17 protein-coding genes are annotated in these 15,705 nt (G+C 56.3%); 10 read left to right on the top strand and 7 right to left on the bottom strand.

The features are described from left to right. The first annotated feature begins 21 nt into the window (after positions 1-21). From EV681_RS03665 to EV681_RS03680, 4 genes are all read left to right on the top strand, one after another. A complete protein-coding gene (locus EV681_RS03665) occupies positions 22-891 on the top strand; it encodes a type 2 periplasmic-binding domain-containing protein (RefSeq protein WP_242612127.1) in 870 nt (289 codons plus the stop codon). Between the two features lie 145 nt (positions 892-1,036). Next, positions 1,037-1,666, top strand: coding sequence for a ubiquinone biosynthesis accessory factor UbiJ (locus EV681_RS03670; RefSeq protein ID WP_128395993.1), 630 nt, complete (start codon positions 1,037-1,039; stop codon positions 1,664-1,666). After that, complete coding sequence (gene ubiB / locus EV681_RS03675) at positions 1,663-3,234, top strand: ubiquinone biosynthesis regulatory protein kinase UbiB (RefSeq protein WP_207227001.1); 1,572 nt, start codon at positions 1,663-1,665, stop codon at positions 3,232-3,234. The genes EV681_RS03670 and ubiB overlap by 4 nt, the downstream gene beginning before the upstream one ends. After that, the gene (locus tag EV681_RS03680; RefSeq protein ID WP_130303299.1) at positions 3,234-3,728 is read left to right on the top strand and encodes an adenylyltransferase/cytidyltransferase family protein; all 495 of its coding nucleotides are present in this window, start codon (positions 3,234-3,236) and stop codon (positions 3,726-3,728) included. Before ubiB ends, EV681_RS03680 begins: the two co-directional genes overlap by 1 nt. A gap of 98 nt (positions 3,729-3,826) precedes the next feature. Here the strand turns inward: EV681_RS03680 and EV681_RS03685 are convergent, their stop codons facing one another. Beyond that, positions 3,827-4,459 carry a glutathione S-transferase family protein gene (locus EV681_RS03685; RefSeq protein WP_165392931.1) on the bottom strand — a complete coding sequence of 211 codons (633 nt, stop codon included), beginning with the start codon at positions 4,457-4,459 and terminating at the stop codon, positions 3,827-3,829. Between the two features lie 79 nt (positions 4,460-4,538). Between EV681_RS03685 and EV681_RS03690 the strand changes: the two genes are divergently transcribed. Then, positions 4,539-5,105: a TetR/AcrR family transcriptional regulator gene (locus EV681_RS03690; protein WP_130303300.1), complete on the top strand. Its 567-nt coding sequence runs from the start codon at positions 4,539-4,541 to the stop codon at positions 5,103-5,105. A gap of 223 nt (positions 5,106-5,328) precedes the next feature. Here EV681_RS03690 and EV681_RS03695 read toward each other — a convergent pair whose 3' ends face one another. Both EV681_RS03695 and thiD read right to left on the bottom strand, forming a co-directional pair. Continuing rightward, on the bottom strand, positions 5,329-6,006 hold the full coding sequence (locus EV681_RS03695; RefSeq protein ID WP_014749414.1) for a protein-L-isoaspartate O-methyltransferase family protein: 678 nt from the start codon (positions 6,004-6,006) through the stop codon (positions 5,329-5,331). A 77-nt stretch (positions 6,007-6,083) separates the two neighbouring features. Beyond that, a complete protein-coding gene (gene thiD / locus EV681_RS03700) occupies positions 6,084-6,896 on the bottom strand; it encodes a bifunctional hydroxymethylpyrimidine kinase/phosphomethylpyrimidine kinase (protein WP_014749415.1) in 813 nt (270 codons plus the stop codon). Positions 6,897-7,019: 123 nt separating this feature from the next. On the opposite strand from thiD, the gene ppk2 reads away from it, so the two are divergent. After that, positions 7,020-8,216: a polyphosphate kinase 2 gene (gene ppk2 / locus EV681_RS03705; RefSeq protein WP_128395997.1), complete on the top strand. Its 1,197-nt coding sequence runs from the start codon at positions 7,020-7,022 to the stop codon at positions 8,214-8,216. A 76-nt stretch (positions 8,217-8,292) separates the two neighbouring features. On the opposite strand, the gene EV681_RS03710 is transcribed toward ppk2, so the two are convergent. Further along, complete coding sequence (locus EV681_RS03710; RefSeq protein ID WP_128395998.1) at positions 8,293-8,736, bottom strand: MarR family winged helix-turn-helix transcriptional regulator; 444 nt, start codon at positions 8,734-8,736, stop codon at positions 8,293-8,295. Between the two features lie 371 nt (positions 8,737-9,107). Here EV681_RS03710 and EV681_RS03715 point away from each other — a divergent pair, with 371 nt between their 5' ends. After that, positions 9,108-9,644: a VOC family protein gene (locus EV681_RS03715; RefSeq protein ID WP_130303301.1), complete on the top strand. Its 537-nt coding sequence runs from the start codon at positions 9,108-9,110 to the stop codon at positions 9,642-9,644. A gap of 164 nt (positions 9,645-9,808) precedes the next feature. Here the strand turns inward: EV681_RS03715 and EV681_RS03720 are convergent, their stop codons facing one another. From EV681_RS03720 to EV681_RS03730, 3 genes are all read right to left on the bottom strand, one after another. Next, complete coding sequence (locus tag EV681_RS03720; protein ID WP_130303302.1) at positions 9,809-10,306, bottom strand: C40 family peptidase; 498 nt, start codon at positions 10,304-10,306, stop codon at positions 9,809-9,811. 125 nt (positions 10,307-10,431) lie between these two features. After that, positions 10,432-11,541, bottom strand: coding sequence for an NADH:flavin oxidoreductase/NADH oxidase (locus tag EV681_RS03725; protein ID WP_130303303.1), 1,110 nt, complete (start codon positions 11,539-11,541; stop codon positions 10,432-10,434). Positions 11,542-11,562: 21 nt separating this feature from the next. Continuing rightward, on the bottom strand, positions 11,563-11,886 hold the full coding sequence (locus EV681_RS03730) for a hypothetical protein (RefSeq protein WP_130303304.1): 324 nt from the start codon (positions 11,884-11,886) through the stop codon (positions 11,563-11,565). Between EV681_RS03730 and EV681_RS03735 the strand changes: the two genes are divergently transcribed. From EV681_RS03735 to EV681_RS03745, 3 genes are all read left to right on the top strand, one after another. After that, positions 11,885-12,754: a MurR/RpiR family transcriptional regulator gene (locus EV681_RS03735; RefSeq protein ID WP_128396003.1), complete on the top strand. Its 870-nt coding sequence runs from the start codon at positions 11,885-11,887 to the stop codon at positions 12,752-12,754. The two genes, EV681_RS03730 and EV681_RS03735, sit on opposite strands and share 2 nt — an antisense overlap. Then, positions 12,751-13,725, top strand: a complete 975-nt coding sequence (locus tag EV681_RS03740) for an isoaspartyl peptidase/L-asparaginase family protein (protein WP_130303305.1) — start codon at positions 12,751-12,753, stop codon at positions 13,723-13,725. The genes EV681_RS03735 and EV681_RS03740 overlap by 4 nt, the downstream gene beginning before the upstream one ends. 87 nt (positions 13,726-13,812) lie before the next feature. Continuing rightward, positions 13,813-15,687, top strand: coding sequence for a dipeptide ABC transporter ATP-binding protein (locus EV681_RS03745; RefSeq protein ID WP_130304009.1), 1,875 nt, complete (start codon positions 13,813-13,815; stop codon positions 15,685-15,687). The last annotated feature ends 18 nt before the right edge of the window (positions 15,688-15,705 follow it).

Raw genomic sequence — 15,705 nt, forward strand, 5'->3', positions numbered from 1 at the left:
AGCGGGACGGGAAGATGCATCATGACCCTGCTGCCCATCCGATCTGTCCTGCGAGCAATGCTATTGTTAGCCTGTGCCGGGGCATTGATGCCTGCCGCTGCCACTACCCCTTTCACTGCTACCACCGCTTCTATTGCTAGCGGCAGTGCAGACCTGTTTCCCCAGGCGGCATCCCGGGGCTCGCTGCGCGTGGCGGTGATTCATGTCACGCCTGCCGCAGCACCGGGCGCCAAGGTCAGGACCGAAGACCGGCTTGATACACCGGCCGTCAAGGCGCTTGCCGCGGCCCTGAATCTGCCGGCCCAACTGGTCCAGCTTGTTCCCGACCAGGCAGCCAAGGCCCTGGCAGAAGGCAGCGTCGATCTGGCGCTTTACAGCCTGCCGGCAGATGCAGCCAACTGGCCTGGTGTGACGCCTGTTCCTACCAGCTATCTTACGTACCCCAAGGCGGTCATCCGCAGCGATACGCAAATCCGCTCGCCGGCCGATTTAACGGGGCGCACCGTGTGCATCGCCCGTACCGCAGAGCACGCGGCTGAGCAAGCAACGCGCGCGGGAGCAACGTTGCTGCCTTTTGCCGTGCCTTCGGACGCGCTGGTTGCGGTACGCGAAGGCAAATGTGATCTGGGGCTGATTGACCAGACAGTCTGGCAACCCTTGATGCATTATCCGGAATGGAAAAAATTTTCCGCCACGCTTGAGCTGGCCGATGCCCCCCGTACACTGACCTGGCTGGTGCCGGCCGATAAAGCGCATGAAGCGCAATGGCTGCAGGCCCGGATGCAACAATGGGACAGGGCAGGGCAATGGACCGCATTCAGTAAAAAGTGGGCGACCGATGTGGCCTTTGACGTCTACCTGGATCAGGAAGTGCCCGACTGCCATAGCTGAGCGCTCACAGCAGCGCCTTGGGATTTGACCGCAGGCGCTGCTGTGATGCAGGCGCGACAGTGCCCGCAAGCGTAAAACGGGTCGGATTCTGCACGAAAAGAGTACACTATCGGATTCAGAATCTTGCGTGGTCTACCGGATTTTTATGTTGCTCTCCGCCTTACCTGATCCAAACATGCCTATTGTGCGCGCCCTGAACCTGCTGCTGGATCGCGAACCCTGGGCAAAGACGCGAATTGCCGCGCATGCCGGCAAAACCGTATGCATCCGCATCAGCCGTCTTGTGCTTCGGTTTACGCTTGGACACGATGGCAGCGTGGCGCGCGCCGATCCCGCCGTGGTCGCCGATGTCACCTTGTCCATTCCCGAAAGCCGGCTGGGCGATGTGCCCGGGGCCTTGCGCAACCGGCACGATCCTGCACAGCTGGCCTCGCTGCTGCATCTGGAAGGCGACGCCGGCCTGGCGCAACTGGTCTCGGAGCTGGCACGCGACCTGCGCTGGGATTCCGAACACGAATTGGCCCGCTTTACCGGCGGCCTGTTGTCAAAACAACTTCATTTGCTGCTGCATCGTGCGATTGCGACCACCACCACCGTGGCTGGCCGCCTGTCTGAAAACGTGAGCGAATATGTGTCTGAAGAGGCAGGCATGGTATTGGGCAAGCCGGCGCTGCAATCTTGGGAACACACCCTGCGCGCGGCTACCGTACAGCTGGATCAGCTCGATGCCCGGCTCAGGGCGCTTGATGCGCGTCAACGCAGGAGCGGACGATGATTCTGTCTACCTTGCGCCTGTTGCGCATATTGCTGGTTTGCCTGCGTTATGGCCTGGATGAGCTGGTGCTCAGCGGGCTCAAGCATCCCATTGCCAGTTCCCTGCTCAAAGTGGTGCGGCTGGGCCGCAGTTTTGATCAACCGCGCGGAGAGCGCTTGCGGCTTGCGCTCGAATCGCTGGGGCCGATCTTCATCAAGTTCGGCCAGGTCCTGTCCACCAGACGTGATCTTATCCCCCTGGATATTGCTGATGAGTTGTCGGCGTTGCAGGATCGTGTACCACCGTTTCCGTCTGAACAGGCGATGGAAAGCATTCAGAAGGCGTTTGGCAAGCATCCGTCCGAACTGTTTGCGTTGTTTGAAACCGAGCCGGTGGCTTCGGCCTCTGTAGCCCAGGTGCATTTTGCCGTACTGCATGATGGTCGTGAAGTGGCGGTCAAGGTGCTGCGTCCCGGCATGCTGGCAGTCATTGAGCGGGACCTCTCGCTCATGAATCTGTTTGCCGGTTTTGTCGAACGCCTGTTGCCAGATGGGCGCCGCCTGCGGCCCCGGGAAGTGGTCAGCGAGTTCGATAAATATTTGCATGATGAACTCGATCTGCAGGTTGAGGCGGCCAACTGCAGCCAGTTGCGTCGCAATTTCGAATCCAATCCGAAGCGCGCCAATTTGCTAATGGTGCCTGAAGTGATCTGGGAATTTACCAGCAAGACGGTCATGACGATGGAGCGCATGCATGGCGTGCCGGTCAGCCAGATCGACAAGCTGGAAGCGGCGGGTGTCGATATCAAGAAACTGGCCCGTAACGGTGTGGAAATTTTCTTTACCCAGGTGTTTGAAGACGGTTTTTTTCATGCCGATATGCATCCGGGCAATATTTTTGTCTCGCTGCAGCCCGACACGCTGGGGCGCTATATCGCGCTTGATTTTGGCATTGTCGGATCGCTTTCCGAATTCGACAAGAATTACCTGTCGCAGAATTTTCTGGCGTTTTTCCGCCGGGATTATCGTCGTGTAGCGCAACTGCATATCGAATCGGGCTGGGTGCCGGCCAATACTCGCGAAGAAGAGCTTGAGGCGGCTGTGCGGTCGGTGTGCGAGCCGTACTTTGATCGCAAGTTGTCCGAAATTTCCCTGGGTCAGGTGCTGTTGCGCCTGTTCCAGACTTCGCGTCGCTTCAATGTCGAAATCCAGCCGCAACTTGTCCTTCTGCAGAAAACCCTGTTGAACGTGGAAGGGATGGGCCGCCAGCTTGATCCCGATCTGGACTTGTGGCAAACGGCCAAGCCGTTTCTGGAGCGCTGGATGTGGGATCGCATCGGCCCGCGCGCTTTTATTGCCCAGGTGCGCAAGGAAGCTTCGCAGTGGTCGCATCTGTTGCCGGAAATTCCAAGGCTGGTGCATACCCAGCTGGCGCGCCAGGATAGTTTGCCGGCCATTCGCAAGGAATTGTCCCAGCTGGGGAAAAGCCATCGTCGCAGCGAGCGTATCTTTATTGTCATGACGCTGATTCTCACGCTGCAGGCCGGGCTGATACTGTGGCTGGTGGCCACGTTGCTGGAGTGGCAGTAATGAGCATACGTTTCGAAAACAAGATTCTGACCCGCCAGCAGTGTATTGATGCGGTTTGCAATGGCACATTGCCCCGGCCGCTGGTGTTTACCAATGGCGTATTCGATATCCTGCATCGTGGCCATGTGAGCTACCTGGATGAAGCTGCGCAGCTTGGCGCCAGCCTGGTGGTTGCAGTTAACACCGATGATTCGGTGCGGCGGCTGGGCAAGGCGCCTGATCGCCCCCTCAATGGGCAGCAGGATCGCCAGGCAATGCTGGCCGCGCTGGCCAGTGTTTCTGCAGCGACCGTCTTTGATGAAGACACCCCTTACGAGCTGATTGAGCAATTGCGGCCGGATGTGATCGTCAAAGGGGGCGATTACGATATGGCTACGCTCAGGGAAACCGGGCTGGTGCAAAGCTGGGGCGGACGCGCGGTTGCCATTCCGTTTCGTTTCCAACGCTCTACCACAGCCCTGGTCAATACCATCCGAGGAACGCCCTCCCGGTAACTGTCGGGTTGTGGCAGACGCTGCGATGTCTGGATAACGCCCGCAAATCCTGGGTCCTGCGTCGCAATCTTGTGCAGCGCGAGGCCTCTTCTCTCATATTAAAGAATAGAACCGTCTTCAGCCATTGCGCTCACGATAGCGGGGTACGCTACGATTGTCTGAATATAAGCAGTAAATTTCGGGTACTGCTCTGACATATCGAAACTATTGCGGCTTCCCCATCGATAAAACACCAGAAGGTAAGGGTCGACTGCGGTTAGTCCATTGCCAACCGCGAAGGGGCCTGAAAGTTTGCTGTCAATCGCTTTAAAGCAATCGATGATCCTGTTTCTGGCTTTTCTTTGAACCGCGTCAAACTGGTTCGGATCATCAATAAACCGCTCAGGGCGGAATAAGCCGCCAAAGCATTGACCATGCAATTCTCCGGACAGCCAGCACATCCATTCCATAACGCGGACCTGTTCAATAGACGTTTTACCCATCAGGCCCAGTTCAGGAACCAGCTGAGAGATGGCGGTTGCTATTGCCGGTACTTCAGTGATAACGCTCTCATCCAGAGAGATCACGGGCACCCTTTGCTTGGGGTTGATGCGTGAAAAGGCGTCGGTTCTCGTCTCCAGCTTTGATATCGAGACCTCTATTGCCGTGAAGGGCAGACCGGATTCATGAAGTAAAACGTGTGGTACGAGTGAGCAGGAGCCTGGGCCGTACCAAAATTTTATATCTGGCATATTCATTATCTCTTTGTTAATTAGATAGACTGGTCTATAATATATATGCTTGATGGAAGTGTCAATATGAGGTCGGAAAATGAATGAACGTCACAATCGCAAGGGTGCAGGACGAGCGCAGGTGTTGTCCACTGCGACACGTCTGTTTATAGATCGGGGTGCGGCTAACGTCGGCGTAAACGAAGTGACTGCCGCTGCAGGGGTCGCCCGGATGACGCTATACAACAATTTTCCTTCCAAAGAGGCTTTGATCGCTGAGGTTTATCGCAAACTTGCCGAACAAATAATGCAAAATCTGGCTGAAGTGGTGGCGCAAAAGCGTACCGAAGAAGAAAAAATACTTTCATTGTTCGATCAGATTGGCGCAGTGAAAGAAGGTGGCCGAGGCTGCCCGATGATTCACGCCAGCCTTCAGGCTGAAGAGTCCTCGGGAGAGATATATGACATTGTGCGGTCTTACAAACGTGAACTGCGTGCGTTTATTTTCGACCAGCTTGAACAGGCACGTCTTGCTCGTGATGAACTTGCAGACCAACTATTGCTGATGCTCGATGGTTTGGCGACGGAATCCTACCTGGATGGCGCGGTTTCGCCTGTTTCGTCGGCGAAGCAGGCAGTGAAGATATTACTGCGCAATATGCCCTAAAGGGGTGGCGCTGCGGCACGTCGCTAAATCGGCGTGCCGGATAGGCATTCCGAGTTGCATTGATCTGTAGCGCGCGGCAATGGCGCTTTGCTTGATCGCAGCGACGCCATGCAAAGGCACTGAAAGCGAAAAGACCGTTCAGGTGTACTGCTCAATGCAGTCGCTGTAACGGTCTTTTGGTGTTGGGTTGCAACCGGGTGTGGTCAGTCGCGGTATAGACGAATCAGAATTTGAAATGAGATACAGTGGTGCCGCGCAATGGCTTGGCGTATGTGTCAAACAGCGATTCGGTTTCGAATGCAGCGGCGCTGACCCGCGTAATGCGCAATGCCGTCATAACCGGCGCCTGTCCCACAATGGCGACCAGCCGGCCACCGATGGTCAGTTGGTACTTCAGTGAGTCGGGAATGTTTGGAATGGACCCGGTCAGCAGGATGGCGCTGTACTCGCCAGTACCCCAGCCTGCGCGTCCATCGCCAATTTCCACTTTCACGTTGCCGATCTGTTCGCGTTCCAGATTGGCCTTGCCAAAAGCCGCAATATGGCGATCGATTTCGACGCTGACAACGGTGCTGCACAGGCGACTGACTATCGCTGCCTGATAACCCGAGCCAGTGCCGATTTCCAGCACGCCGTCAGTTGGCGTCAGACGCAATTCCTGGGCCAGCCGGGCCTCTATTTTCGGCGCCAGCATGGTTTCACAGCTGTTGATGCCTTCAACCTCCAACGGGATTTCGATATCGGAATAGGCCATATTCTGATAGCGGATGGGTACAAACCGTTCACGCGGAATCGCAGACAGCGCGTCCAGCACATCCTGGTCCAGCACATGCCATGGACGGATCTGCTGTTCGATCATGTTGAAACGGCTTTGTTCGGCGAGGGAAGTCAGAGCATTCATAGGAAGAGTATCAAACGTGGTCCTGAGATTGGAATTTCTTGTTCATTTTACCCGCAACTGGCGCGGTGCTTCCGGTTTCACGACCATAATGCATGAAAATGATGAACGGGCCCGTGCCCGTGGCCAACGTTCAGCTCGCCCGAGCGGGCAATGGCGGTCTCGATGTAAGCTTTGGCCAGCCGGGCTGCCTGCGGCACATCGCCCGTGCCTGGGATCAGCGCACACAGGGCGGCAGACAGCGTGCAGCCCGTGCCATGAGTATTCGCAGTGTCAACGCGTTTGCCGGGCAGCTCGATCATGCGGTCTCCGTCGGTCAGCAGATCGACAGTGTCATTGCCAGGCAAATGGCCGCCCTTGAGCATGACCCAAACGGTGCGGTGATGATCCATCAGTTTACGCAGGCGCTCTGCCACCCGATACATTTGCTTTAAGGAATCGGCCTCGCGTTCCCCCAGCAGCACACCGGCTTCGGGCAGGTTTGGCGTAATGACGGTCGACAGCGGTATCAGTGCTTCACGCAGCGTGGCGATGGCGGGCTTGTCCAGTAGCACATCGCCGCTTTTGGCGACCATGACCGGATCCAGTACAATGTGGTCAGGCATCCAGTAGGCCAGGCGTTCGGCCACCATGCGGGTTACCGGCTCCTGGCCCAGCATGCCGATTTTTACCGAATCGATATGAACATCGTCAAACAGCGTATCAATCTGCTGGCGAACGAATTCGGGTGCAACAGGCTGCACGCCGCTCACTCCCTTGGTATTCTGGGCGGTCAGGGCCGCTACAACGGCGCAGGCATAGGTGCCCAGGGCACTCATGGTCTTGACGTCGGCAAGAATGCCGGCACCGCCGGAAGGATCTACACCGGCAATGGTCAAAGTATTAAAAATCATACAGCCTCTCTGTCGACAGTATTGTTGTCATACGCATATGATAATGTCTTCCTCTGAATTAATGTTAATGATTGATTGAAGGCGCAATCTTACAATGCGCTTTTGTCAGTACAAGGATGTCAAATGGCTACCCGTAAATCTACAGATCGAACGAGCCGTCAGGGCAGTAAATCCAATGGCCAGCACGCCAATACCGATCGCATCGCACGAGAGGTAACCGCGGGCGATACCCAGTCTGGTGGCACCCCAGAGCAAACCCGCGACAATACGGTCATGGACAGCCAGCGGGCACACATCAATGCCGAAGCCGCTGCCTTTACGGCAGATCTTGTCGGTACCGACAAGGCCGCGCGCAATCAGCGGGCTAAGCTCCTGCTCGAGGGCATGGCGGCTGATGATCGTCGTGAATTGCTCCAGCTGCTGCGAGAGGAAAAGCTGCGCGCCGACAACCTCAGGCACCCGGAAACTGATCCAGACTACAAGCTGCAGGATAATTGGCAGGATGGCGGGTATCCCTATAAATATCTCATGTCGCGCCGTAATTACGAGTTTCAGAAATACGACCTGCAGGTTGAACTGCTCAAGCTGCAGTCCTGGGTCAAGGAAACCGGCCAGCGCGTTGTGATTGTTTTTGAAGGTCGCGATGCGGCGGGCAAGGGCGGTACCATCAAGCGTTTCATGGAACATCTGAATCCGCGAACCGCCCGCGTGGTTGCGCTACAGAAACCAACGGAACGCGAGCTGGGCCAATGGTATTTCCAGCGCTATGTGGAGCATTTGCCCACCAGCGGTGAAATCGTCATGTTTGACCGCTCCTGGTATAACCGGGCGGGGGTTGAGCGGGTCATGGGATTCTGTACCGATGCCCAGTATATGGAATTCATGCGCCAGGCGCCGGAGTTTGAACGCAATCTGGTTCGCAGCGGCATCAGTGTCATCAAATTCTGGTTCTCGGTCAGCCAGGATGAACAGAAACGCCGGTTCAAGGAACGTCGTCACCATCCGCTCAAACAGTGGAAACTGTCTCCCATCGATATGGCCTCTCTGGACAAATGGGATGACTATACCCGCGCCAAGGAGGCGATGTTTTTTCATACTGACACCAGCGACGCACCCTGGATCGTGGTCAAGTCCAACTGTAAGAAACGTGCGCGGCTTAATGCCATGCGCTATGTTCTGCAGCAGTTCAATTACACCAATAAGGACTCCAAGCACATCGGCAAGATTGACCCGCTGATTGTGGGTCGCTCCAACGTGGTCTACGAGCAGGGCGAACACGCATTGCACAGCCCGTCAGGGGTTAAGCAGGACACGCGCTAATAGTGGTTTGCACGGCGTGTCGTTGTTGCGGCCATGCGCCGGTTATCGGAGCATGGCGCATACATATCCATTGAAGCTATCCACGCGCCACCAATTGCTGGGCCCGGTTCAGCACCTGGTCCAGATAGCGCTGCAGCACCTCGCGCTCGGCGGGTGTCAAGTCCTGTAACAGGTAATCGTTGCGCGCCATCATCAATGGTGACACTTCCCGATAGGCAGCCTGGCCAGCAGGCGTCACCGCCAGAATCTGCTGTCGCTTATCGTCAGTATCGGCGGTGCGGGACAAGAATCCCTTTTTCTCCAGCCGGGCAATGGCCCGGCTCACCTGCATTTTGTCCAGCGCGGTGTGTTGTGCGATATCGGTCGCACGCATATGCCGTGCCTGATTGACGGCAACCAGCACGCGCCAGTCGTCGCGCGATATGCCCAACCGGCTTTCATAAACCGTGGCTACCGAATGGCTGACCACGTCGGCCAACTGCGAAAATTGGTAGGGCAAAAAAGCATTCAAATCAATCATGGAAAGCTCGTTTAATATTCATTTGGTAACGTATGATACTTTATTTTTATAGCCTTACTTGGCTGGATAAAAAATAGAATAAGGTTAAACCACATAAAAAATAAAGGGTTGATGAATTTATTAGTTGACGCGGAAAAGCAAATACTATTTAATAGTAACGTTGGTTACCATTATCGATGACCTGCGAAACACAAACTTTGCATCATAAACGTTGCACCAGAACTTGCGCACCGTGGCCTGTGCATAGGGCGCATGACCCATGGTCGGTTCGCACTGCAAAGCGTCGCGCAGGCGCTTGGGGCGACTGTGTTTTTGCGATCCGCTGCTCAAGCGCAATATTTCATTCAGCATATCAGACAAAAAGGGTAGACATGGACATTCAAAAAATTCATCACGTAGCCTATCGCTGCAAAGACGCGAAGGAAACTGTTCTCTGGTACAAGGAAAATCTGGGGATGGATTTCGTGCTTGCCATTGCCGAGGACCGCGTGCCTTCGACCAAGGCCAATGATCCCTACATGCATGTTTTCATTGACGCCGGCCAGGGCAATATATTGGCGTTCTTTGAACTGCCTAATTCACCAGAAATGGGCTTTGATGCAAATACGCCAGACTGGGTTCAGCATATCGCGTTCGAAGTGCCCAGTGTGCAGGTGCTGGAGCGCACCAAAGAAAAGTTGCAGGCCAAAGGCATTGAAGTTGTGGGCATTACCAATCATGTTCTGTTCAAGTCCATTTATTTCCGGGACCCCAACGGACATCGTGTCGAACTGGCCGCGCCCACGGCCACGCCGGAAATGAACCGCAAGCTGGATGAGGTCAAGTGGGATATGCTGGAAGAATGGAGCAAGACCCGGCGTGCGCCCAAACACGCAGCATGGCTGCATGAAGAAGAGTTCCAGGCGTAACAATGGTTGCGTGCCCTGCAGAATGGGGCGAATTAATCAGGCCGGTCCAACAGATGCAGATCGCCCACGGTGGCGGTCTGCATCTTTGTTATTGTGTGTATGCGCTGTCAAACGGTCCCGTGTGATGGGGACGCATGCCGAAGCCTGCGGCATTGCCCTGCAGATCATTGAAATGCCGTTCGTGCGTCCAGGAAACGTTCGGCGAAATAGCGGCTGTCCAGTGAATCGACGCGGACCTTGCCATTGTTGCGGCTGGATGGAGCGTGGACAAATTCGTTGTTGCCGATATAAATGCCCATATGCGAATAGGGCTTGTAGGTATTGAAAAAGACGAAGTCGCCTTTTTTGAGTTCTGATCGGGAAATCGGCTTGGTCAATTTGGCGATCATTGCGGTGTTATGCGGAAAGCGGAAATCCGCGGACTCCTGAAATACGTAGCGCACAAACCCGCTGCAGTCCATTCCGTCGGGGGTCATGCCACCGTAGCGGTAGGGTGTGCCGGTCAGGGTCAGCGCCCGTTCGAGCACCGGATCGCGGTAGGCAGCGTCAAGCGCAGGCGTTGAAAAGGAGGCGGGTACCTCGGCCACCGGGCCACGGCTTGCGCAGCCTGCCAGCAGACAGCCTGTCAACACCGCTGCAATGGAAATATGGAAACGTAGCATAGCTTACCCGACGCGAAAAAACTCTGGGTACCAGTATCGCAATTTCGTCGCGGCGGGAAAAGCATTTTGCCTGTTTTTTAAGAAAAATATAAAAAATTAATCATAAAAACAACAGGTTAATAAGATTAGCTGATGTTGTTTGTGAAGAGTGTTTTTAATCTTGAGGGCTGGCTGCGCCAGAACTGGGGCGAGGCATCAATCTGTGCACCCAGTTCGGCCGCGGCATGCCAGGGCCAGCGCGCGTCATAAAGCATGCCGCGGGCAACGCCGACCAGATCTGCCTGGCCCGAAGCGACCACTGACTCGGCCATTTTGGGGTCGGTAATCAGGCCGACGCCAATGACCGGCACATCGACGGCATTTTTGATTGCCTGCGCAAATGGCAACTGATAGCCCGGTTCGTTTTTGATCTGTTGCGCCTGCGACAGGCCGCCTGAGGAGACATGAATGAATGCCGCGCCACGCTCTTTGAGCGCCTGGCTCAGACGGATACTTTGCTGCACGTCCCATCCGCCATCGACCCAGTCACTGGCTGAAATCCGCACACCCACCGGCACCTTGCCGGACACTTCTGCATAGACGGCCTGGAACACTTCCAGCACAAAGCGCATGCGGTTCTCCAGGGAGCCACCATAATTGTCCTGGCGCTGATTTGACAGGGGCGACAGAAACTCATGCAGCAGATAGCCATGCGCGCCATGCAGCTCGATGGCGTCAATACCCAGGTCTATGCTGCGACGGGCCGCCTGCACGAAGGCATTGATAATACGCGTGCGCCCGGCCTGGTCCAGCTCCTGAGGGGCCCGATCCTTGGGATCAAAAGGCACGGGCGACGGGGCATAGGTTTGCCAGCCGCCTTCTTCCAGGGACAGCTGGCCACCGCCAAACCAGGGCTGGCGGCATGAGGCCTTGCGTCCGGCGTGCGCCAGTTGAATGGCAACGGGCGTATCGGAAAAGCTGCGGATATCGCGCAGGGTGCGCGCGATTGCTTCCTGGGTGACATCGTCCCACAGTCCCACATCTGTCGGCGAGATGCGGCCCGCCGGTTCGACGCCTGTAGCCTCGATGAACACCAGCGCTGCGCCGGACACAGCCAGCGAGCCCAGGTGCATCAGATGCCAGGGTTGCATACAGCCGTCTATGGCGGAATATTGACACATGGGGGGAACAATAATGCGGTTTTTAAGCTGCAGGCTGCCCAGGTTGAAGGGACTGAACAGGATCGAATCGGTCATGGCGTCTTCACACTTTAGAAATTATCGGGAGAGGAGTATGGGCGCCGGCAAGCCTTTGTCAGCGCTATGTTCTGTTTTTACCATACCGGCCAACGGTGACCGGTATATGACCATGATGATGAAATGATGGCGCATATTTGCCCGCCGAAAAATGGGTTCATGAACAAGGCCGGCAGGGCCACACTGCGGTTCATATTGCTTGGCACAGCAAAACTGCCGAAAAAAATGGTATAAAGCAGCATAAAATGTAATTATATTTTCATAAAAGATGAAAATAGTAAGTTTACTTACATCGTTATAGGTGCTGTTTTCTCCATCCGGACTCTCCTTACCTTCTGTCATCATGATTGAAACCGATTTTACACGGGCGCTGGCCAAACGGCTGCCAGAGCTGACCAAACCCCAGCGGCTGCTTGGCGCCTATGTGCTTGAACATCCGTTTAAGGTCGCCATCATGTCGATCGACGAGTTTGCCCAGGCTGCAGGTGTGTCCAGCGCCAGCGCCAACCGTTTTGCGCGGGCGCTGGGCTACCCGGGGTATGCCCAGTTTCGGCAAAACATTATCAAGGGCTTCGAAGGCGTACTGGAATCGGTCAATCGCCTGAAAAAAGAACAGTCGTACCCGGCCACCAATCAGGAAATCATGGCCAATGTTCTGGTGGAGGGGCAGCGCAACCTGGAGAAGACCCGCCTGAATTTAAGCGCAGAGACCTGTGACAAGGCGGTCGACATGATTCTGGCCGCCCGCCGAATTTTCATACTGGGCCTGGGCTCCAGCGGCTATTTGTCGGGGCTGCTGGAGCGGCGCCTGTTTTCGCACAACGATATGGTGGTCAGCCTGGCCGGCCCTGGTGGGGTGACCTATGCGGCTCGCAGGCTGGCGCTGGTCGATAAGAACGACCTGGTCATCGCCCTCACTTTCCCCCGGTATCTGGCCGACACGGTCAGGATCGTGCAAAAAGCGCATGGCCGCGGCGCCAAGGTACTTGGGCTGACCGACAAGGCCACTTCGCCAATCGTGCCAGCCTGTGACTGCATTCTGTATACCTCCAGCGACAGCGTCTATGGTACCAATAGCGACCCGGTGGCACTGTCCCTGATCGACGCGCTGATGGCCGCCCTGGACTATCGCTCACCCTTTTCAGTTGCAATTGCCACCGAAGTGGCAGAAACCATCACCCCCTGGCTTATTCACGGAGAAACCTCGGCATGACAACTGCCATTATCGCCATTCATGGCGGGGCCGGCGCCCTGTCTCGCGAAACCATTACACCGCAACAGCAAGCGGCTTACGAGACGGCATTGAACGACATTCTGGCGCAAAGCGGCGCCTTGCTGGACAAGGGCGGCTCGGCACTGGATGCCGTGACGCTGGCCGTGCGCCTGCTGGAGGATTGCCCATTATTCAATGCCGGCCATGGCTCTGTATTTACCAGTGCCGCGACCCATGAAATGGATGCCGCCATCATGGACGGCGCCACGCTTGGCTGCGGTTCGGTTGCATCGATCTCAACCGTGCGCAATCCAGTACTGGCAGCAAGAGCCGTAATGGAAACCAGCGAGCACGTTTTCTTTTGCGGCAAACCGGCCGAAGCGCTGGCGGCGGCCGCCGGGCTCGATATGGTCGAGCCCGATTATTTCAGCACTGCCTTGCGCCGCGAGCAACTTGATCGGGTCCGCGCAACCGGCGCTGCCAGCTTTGTACTGGATCACGATGCCGTGGCGCAGGTGCAACCCGGTCATGCGGCCGCGCCGCTGGATGAGGACAGCAAACTGGGTACCGTCGGCGCGGTGGCGCTGGACCAGGCCGGCAATCTGGCTGCAGCCACTTCAACCGGCGGCATGACTAACAAGCAGCCCGGCAGGGTTGGCGACTCGCCCATTATTGGCGCCGGGTGCTATGCCAGCAACCAAAGTTGTGCGGTTTCCAGCACCGGGACCGGTGAAATGTTTATTCGCAGTGTCGCCGCGTATGACGTGGCTGCACAAATGCAATACGCAGGCCGCACGCTGGCGCAGGCGGCCGATAACGTGGTGTTCGACAAGCTGCCGGCTATCGGTGGCGTGGGCGGACTGATTGCCATCGACGCGCAGGGCAATGTGGCGCTGCCGTTCAATTCCGAAGGCATGTATCGGGGTTACCGGCGCATCGGACAGGATCCGGTTGTCGGTATTTATCGTTAGCCCGATGCCTGCGCGGCACCGTGAGCGGTATGGAGAAAACAGTAAGTGAATACAAATGTGATTAATGCAAACGCCGACAAGGCGCCAATGAATGGCACCGGAGAACTCGCACCGGGCAACGTCCTGGACGTGCGCAATCTGAGTGTCAGTTTTGTCGGATCAGAAAGAACCGTGCAGGCGGTTCAGGATTTGTCCTTTACGGTGGGTCAGGGTGAAACACTGGCCATCGTGGGCGAATCGGGCTCGGGAAAATCGGTAACCTCGCTCTCGCTCATGCGCCTGGTCGAACACGGTGGCGGTCGCATCGTCAACGGGCAAATGTTCTTTCGCCGGCGCCAGGGACAGGTGGTGGATCTGGCCCGGTTGCCCGGCGCACAACTGCGCGCCATTCGCGGAGCCGATATGGCCATGATTTTTCAGGAGCCCATGACCTCGCTGAACCCGGTGTTTTCGGTGGGCGAGCAGATTGCAGAATCCATCCGCCTGCATCAGGGGCATAGCCAGCAGCAAGCCATGGCAGAAGCCTTGCGCATGCTCGATCAGGTGCGTATTCCTGAAGCGCGTGCCGTACTGGCGCGGTTTCCGCATCAGTTATCCGGCGGTATGCGCCAGCGTGTCATGATTGCGATGGCACTGGCCTGTAAACCGGCTTTGCTGATTGCCGATGAGCCCACGACGGCGCTGGATGTGACCATCCAGGCGCAGATTCTGCAACTGATCCGCGAACTGCAGAAAGAAATGAACATGGGCGTGATCTTCATTACGCACGATATGGGCGTGGTGGCCGAAGTGGCCGATCGCGTGCTTGTCATGTTCAAGGGCAACAAGGTCGAACAAAACAGCGCCCAGGCAATATTCCACAATCCACAACATCCCTATACCAAAGCGTTGCTGTCGGCCGTGCCGCGGCTGGGCTCCATGAACGGTACGTCGTTGCCTGCTCATTTTGACTTGCTGTCGCTGCAACAGGCAGGTGCCGATGAAGCTGTCACCCCGCACGAGCCGGTGGTGCTGACGCCGGATCGCCAGGCTGGCCCGATCCTGCAGGTCAAGGATCTGGTAACGCGGTTCGATGTGACCAGCGGCATTTTCAATCGCGTTGTCAGGCGTGTGCATGCGGTCGAAAAAGTCAGTTTCGATCTGTATCCGGCAGAAACACTGGCCCTTGTTGGGGAATCTGGTTGCGGCAAGTCCACGACCGGTCGCTCCCTGCTGCGCTTGATCGAAGCGCACTCGGGACAGATCCTGTTCCAGGGGCGCGACATCAGCAAGCTCAATACACAGGATATGCAGGCAGTCCGCCGCGATATCCAGTTTATCTTTCAGGATCCGTACGCTTCGCTGGATCCGCGCCAGACCGTGGGTTATTCCATTATGGAGCCGCTGCTGATCCATCGCGTGGCCAGCGGACGCGAGGCATTGGCCCGTGTCGAATGGCTGCTTGAAAAAGTCGGCCTGCCGCCGGCGATGGCGCAGCGCTACCCGCACGAATTTTCCGGAGGCCAGCGCCAGCGCATCTGTATTGCACGAGCATTGGCGCTCAATCCCAAAGTGGTGATTGCAGACGAATCGGTATCGGCGCTGGATGTCTCGATCCAGGCGCAGATTGTCAACTTGCTGATGGATCTGCAAAAAGAATTTGGTATTTCATATTTGTTTATTTCACATGACATGGCGGTGGTGGAACGCATCAGTCATCGCGTGGCGGTGATGTACCTCGGGCAGGTGGTTGAGCTGGGGTCGCGTCGTGAAATATTCGAAAACCCCCAGCATCCGTATACGCAAAAACTCATGGCTGCTGTTCCCATCGCTGATCCGGCGCGGCGCCACAAACTGGCCACCCTGATGGCCGGAGAGATTCCCAGCCCGGTGCGCGCTGTCGGCGATGAGCCGGTGGTAATGCCATTGGAGCAGGTGGGGGCGGATCATTTTGTTGCCCGTCATCAGATAGGTATTTACTGATTTTTATTTCGTTTAGTC

Origin of the sequence: Advenella incenata, from assembly GCF_004217095.1 — a bacterium.
In the GTDB taxonomy this organism is placed as follows: Bacteria; Pseudomonadota; Gammaproteobacteria; order Burkholderiales; family Burkholderiaceae_B; genus Advenella; species Advenella incenata.

What these genes read in the sequence shown, in the direction of transcription:
- EV681_RS03665 (WP_242612127.1), top strand. Translation starts at nt 22, where the DNA reads ATGACCCTGCTGCCCATCCGATCTGTCCTGCGAGCAATGCTATTGTTA.
- EV681_RS03670 (WP_128395993.1), top strand. Translation starts at nt 1,037, where the DNA reads ATGTTGCTCTCCGCCTTACCTGATCCAAACATGCCTATTGTGCGCGCC.
- ubiB (WP_207227001.1), top strand. Translation starts at nt 1,663, where the DNA reads ATGATTCTGTCTACCTTGCGCCTGTTGCGCATATTGCTGGTTTGCCTG.
- EV681_RS03680 (WP_130303299.1), top strand. Translation starts at nt 3,234, where the DNA reads ATGAGCATACGTTTCGAAAACAAGATTCTGACCCGCCAGCAGTGTATT.
- EV681_RS03685 (WP_165392931.1), bottom strand. Translation starts at nt 4,459, where the DNA reads ATGCCAGATATAAAATTTTGGTACGGCCCAGGCTCCTGCTCACTCGTA.
- EV681_RS03690 (WP_130303300.1), top strand. Translation starts at nt 4,539, where the DNA reads ATGAATGAACGTCACAATCGCAAGGGTGCAGGACGAGCGCAGGTGTTG.
- EV681_RS03695 (WP_014749414.1), bottom strand. Translation starts at nt 6,006, where the DNA reads ATGAATGCTCTGACTTCCCTCGCCGAACAAAGCCGTTTCAACATGATC.
- thiD (WP_014749415.1), bottom strand. Translation starts at nt 6,896, where the DNA reads ATGATTTTTAATACTTTGACCATTGCCGGTGTAGATCCTTCCGGCGGT.
- ppk2 (WP_128395997.1), top strand. Translation starts at nt 7,020, where the DNA reads ATGGCTACCCGTAAATCTACAGATCGAACGAGCCGTCAGGGCAGTAAA.
- EV681_RS03710 (WP_128395998.1), bottom strand. Translation starts at nt 8,736, where the DNA reads ATGATTGATTTGAATGCTTTTTTGCCCTACCAATTTTCGCAGTTGGCC.
- EV681_RS03715 (WP_130303301.1), top strand. Translation starts at nt 9,108, where the DNA reads ATGGACATTCAAAAAATTCATCACGTAGCCTATCGCTGCAAAGACGCG.
- EV681_RS03720 (WP_130303302.1), bottom strand. Translation starts at nt 10,306, where the DNA reads ATGCTACGTTTCCATATTTCCATTGCAGCGGTGTTGACAGGCTGTCTG.
- EV681_RS03725 (WP_130303303.1), bottom strand. Translation starts at nt 11,541, where the DNA reads ATGACCGATTCGATCCTGTTCAGTCCCTTCAACCTGGGCAGCCTGCAG.
- EV681_RS03735 (WP_128396003.1), top strand. Translation starts at nt 11,885, where the DNA reads ATGATTGAAACCGATTTTACACGGGCGCTGGCCAAACGGCTGCCAGAG.
- EV681_RS03730 (WP_130303304.1), bottom strand. Translation starts at nt 11,886, where the DNA reads ATGATGACAGAAGGTAAGGAGAGTCCGGATGGAGAAAACAGCACCTAT.
- EV681_RS03740 (WP_130303305.1), top strand. Translation starts at nt 12,751, where the DNA reads ATGACAACTGCCATTATCGCCATTCATGGCGGGGCCGGCGCCCTGTCT.
- EV681_RS03745 (WP_130304009.1), top strand. Translation starts at nt 13,813, where the DNA reads ATGAATGGCACCGGAGAACTCGCACCGGGCAACGTCCTGGACGTGCGC.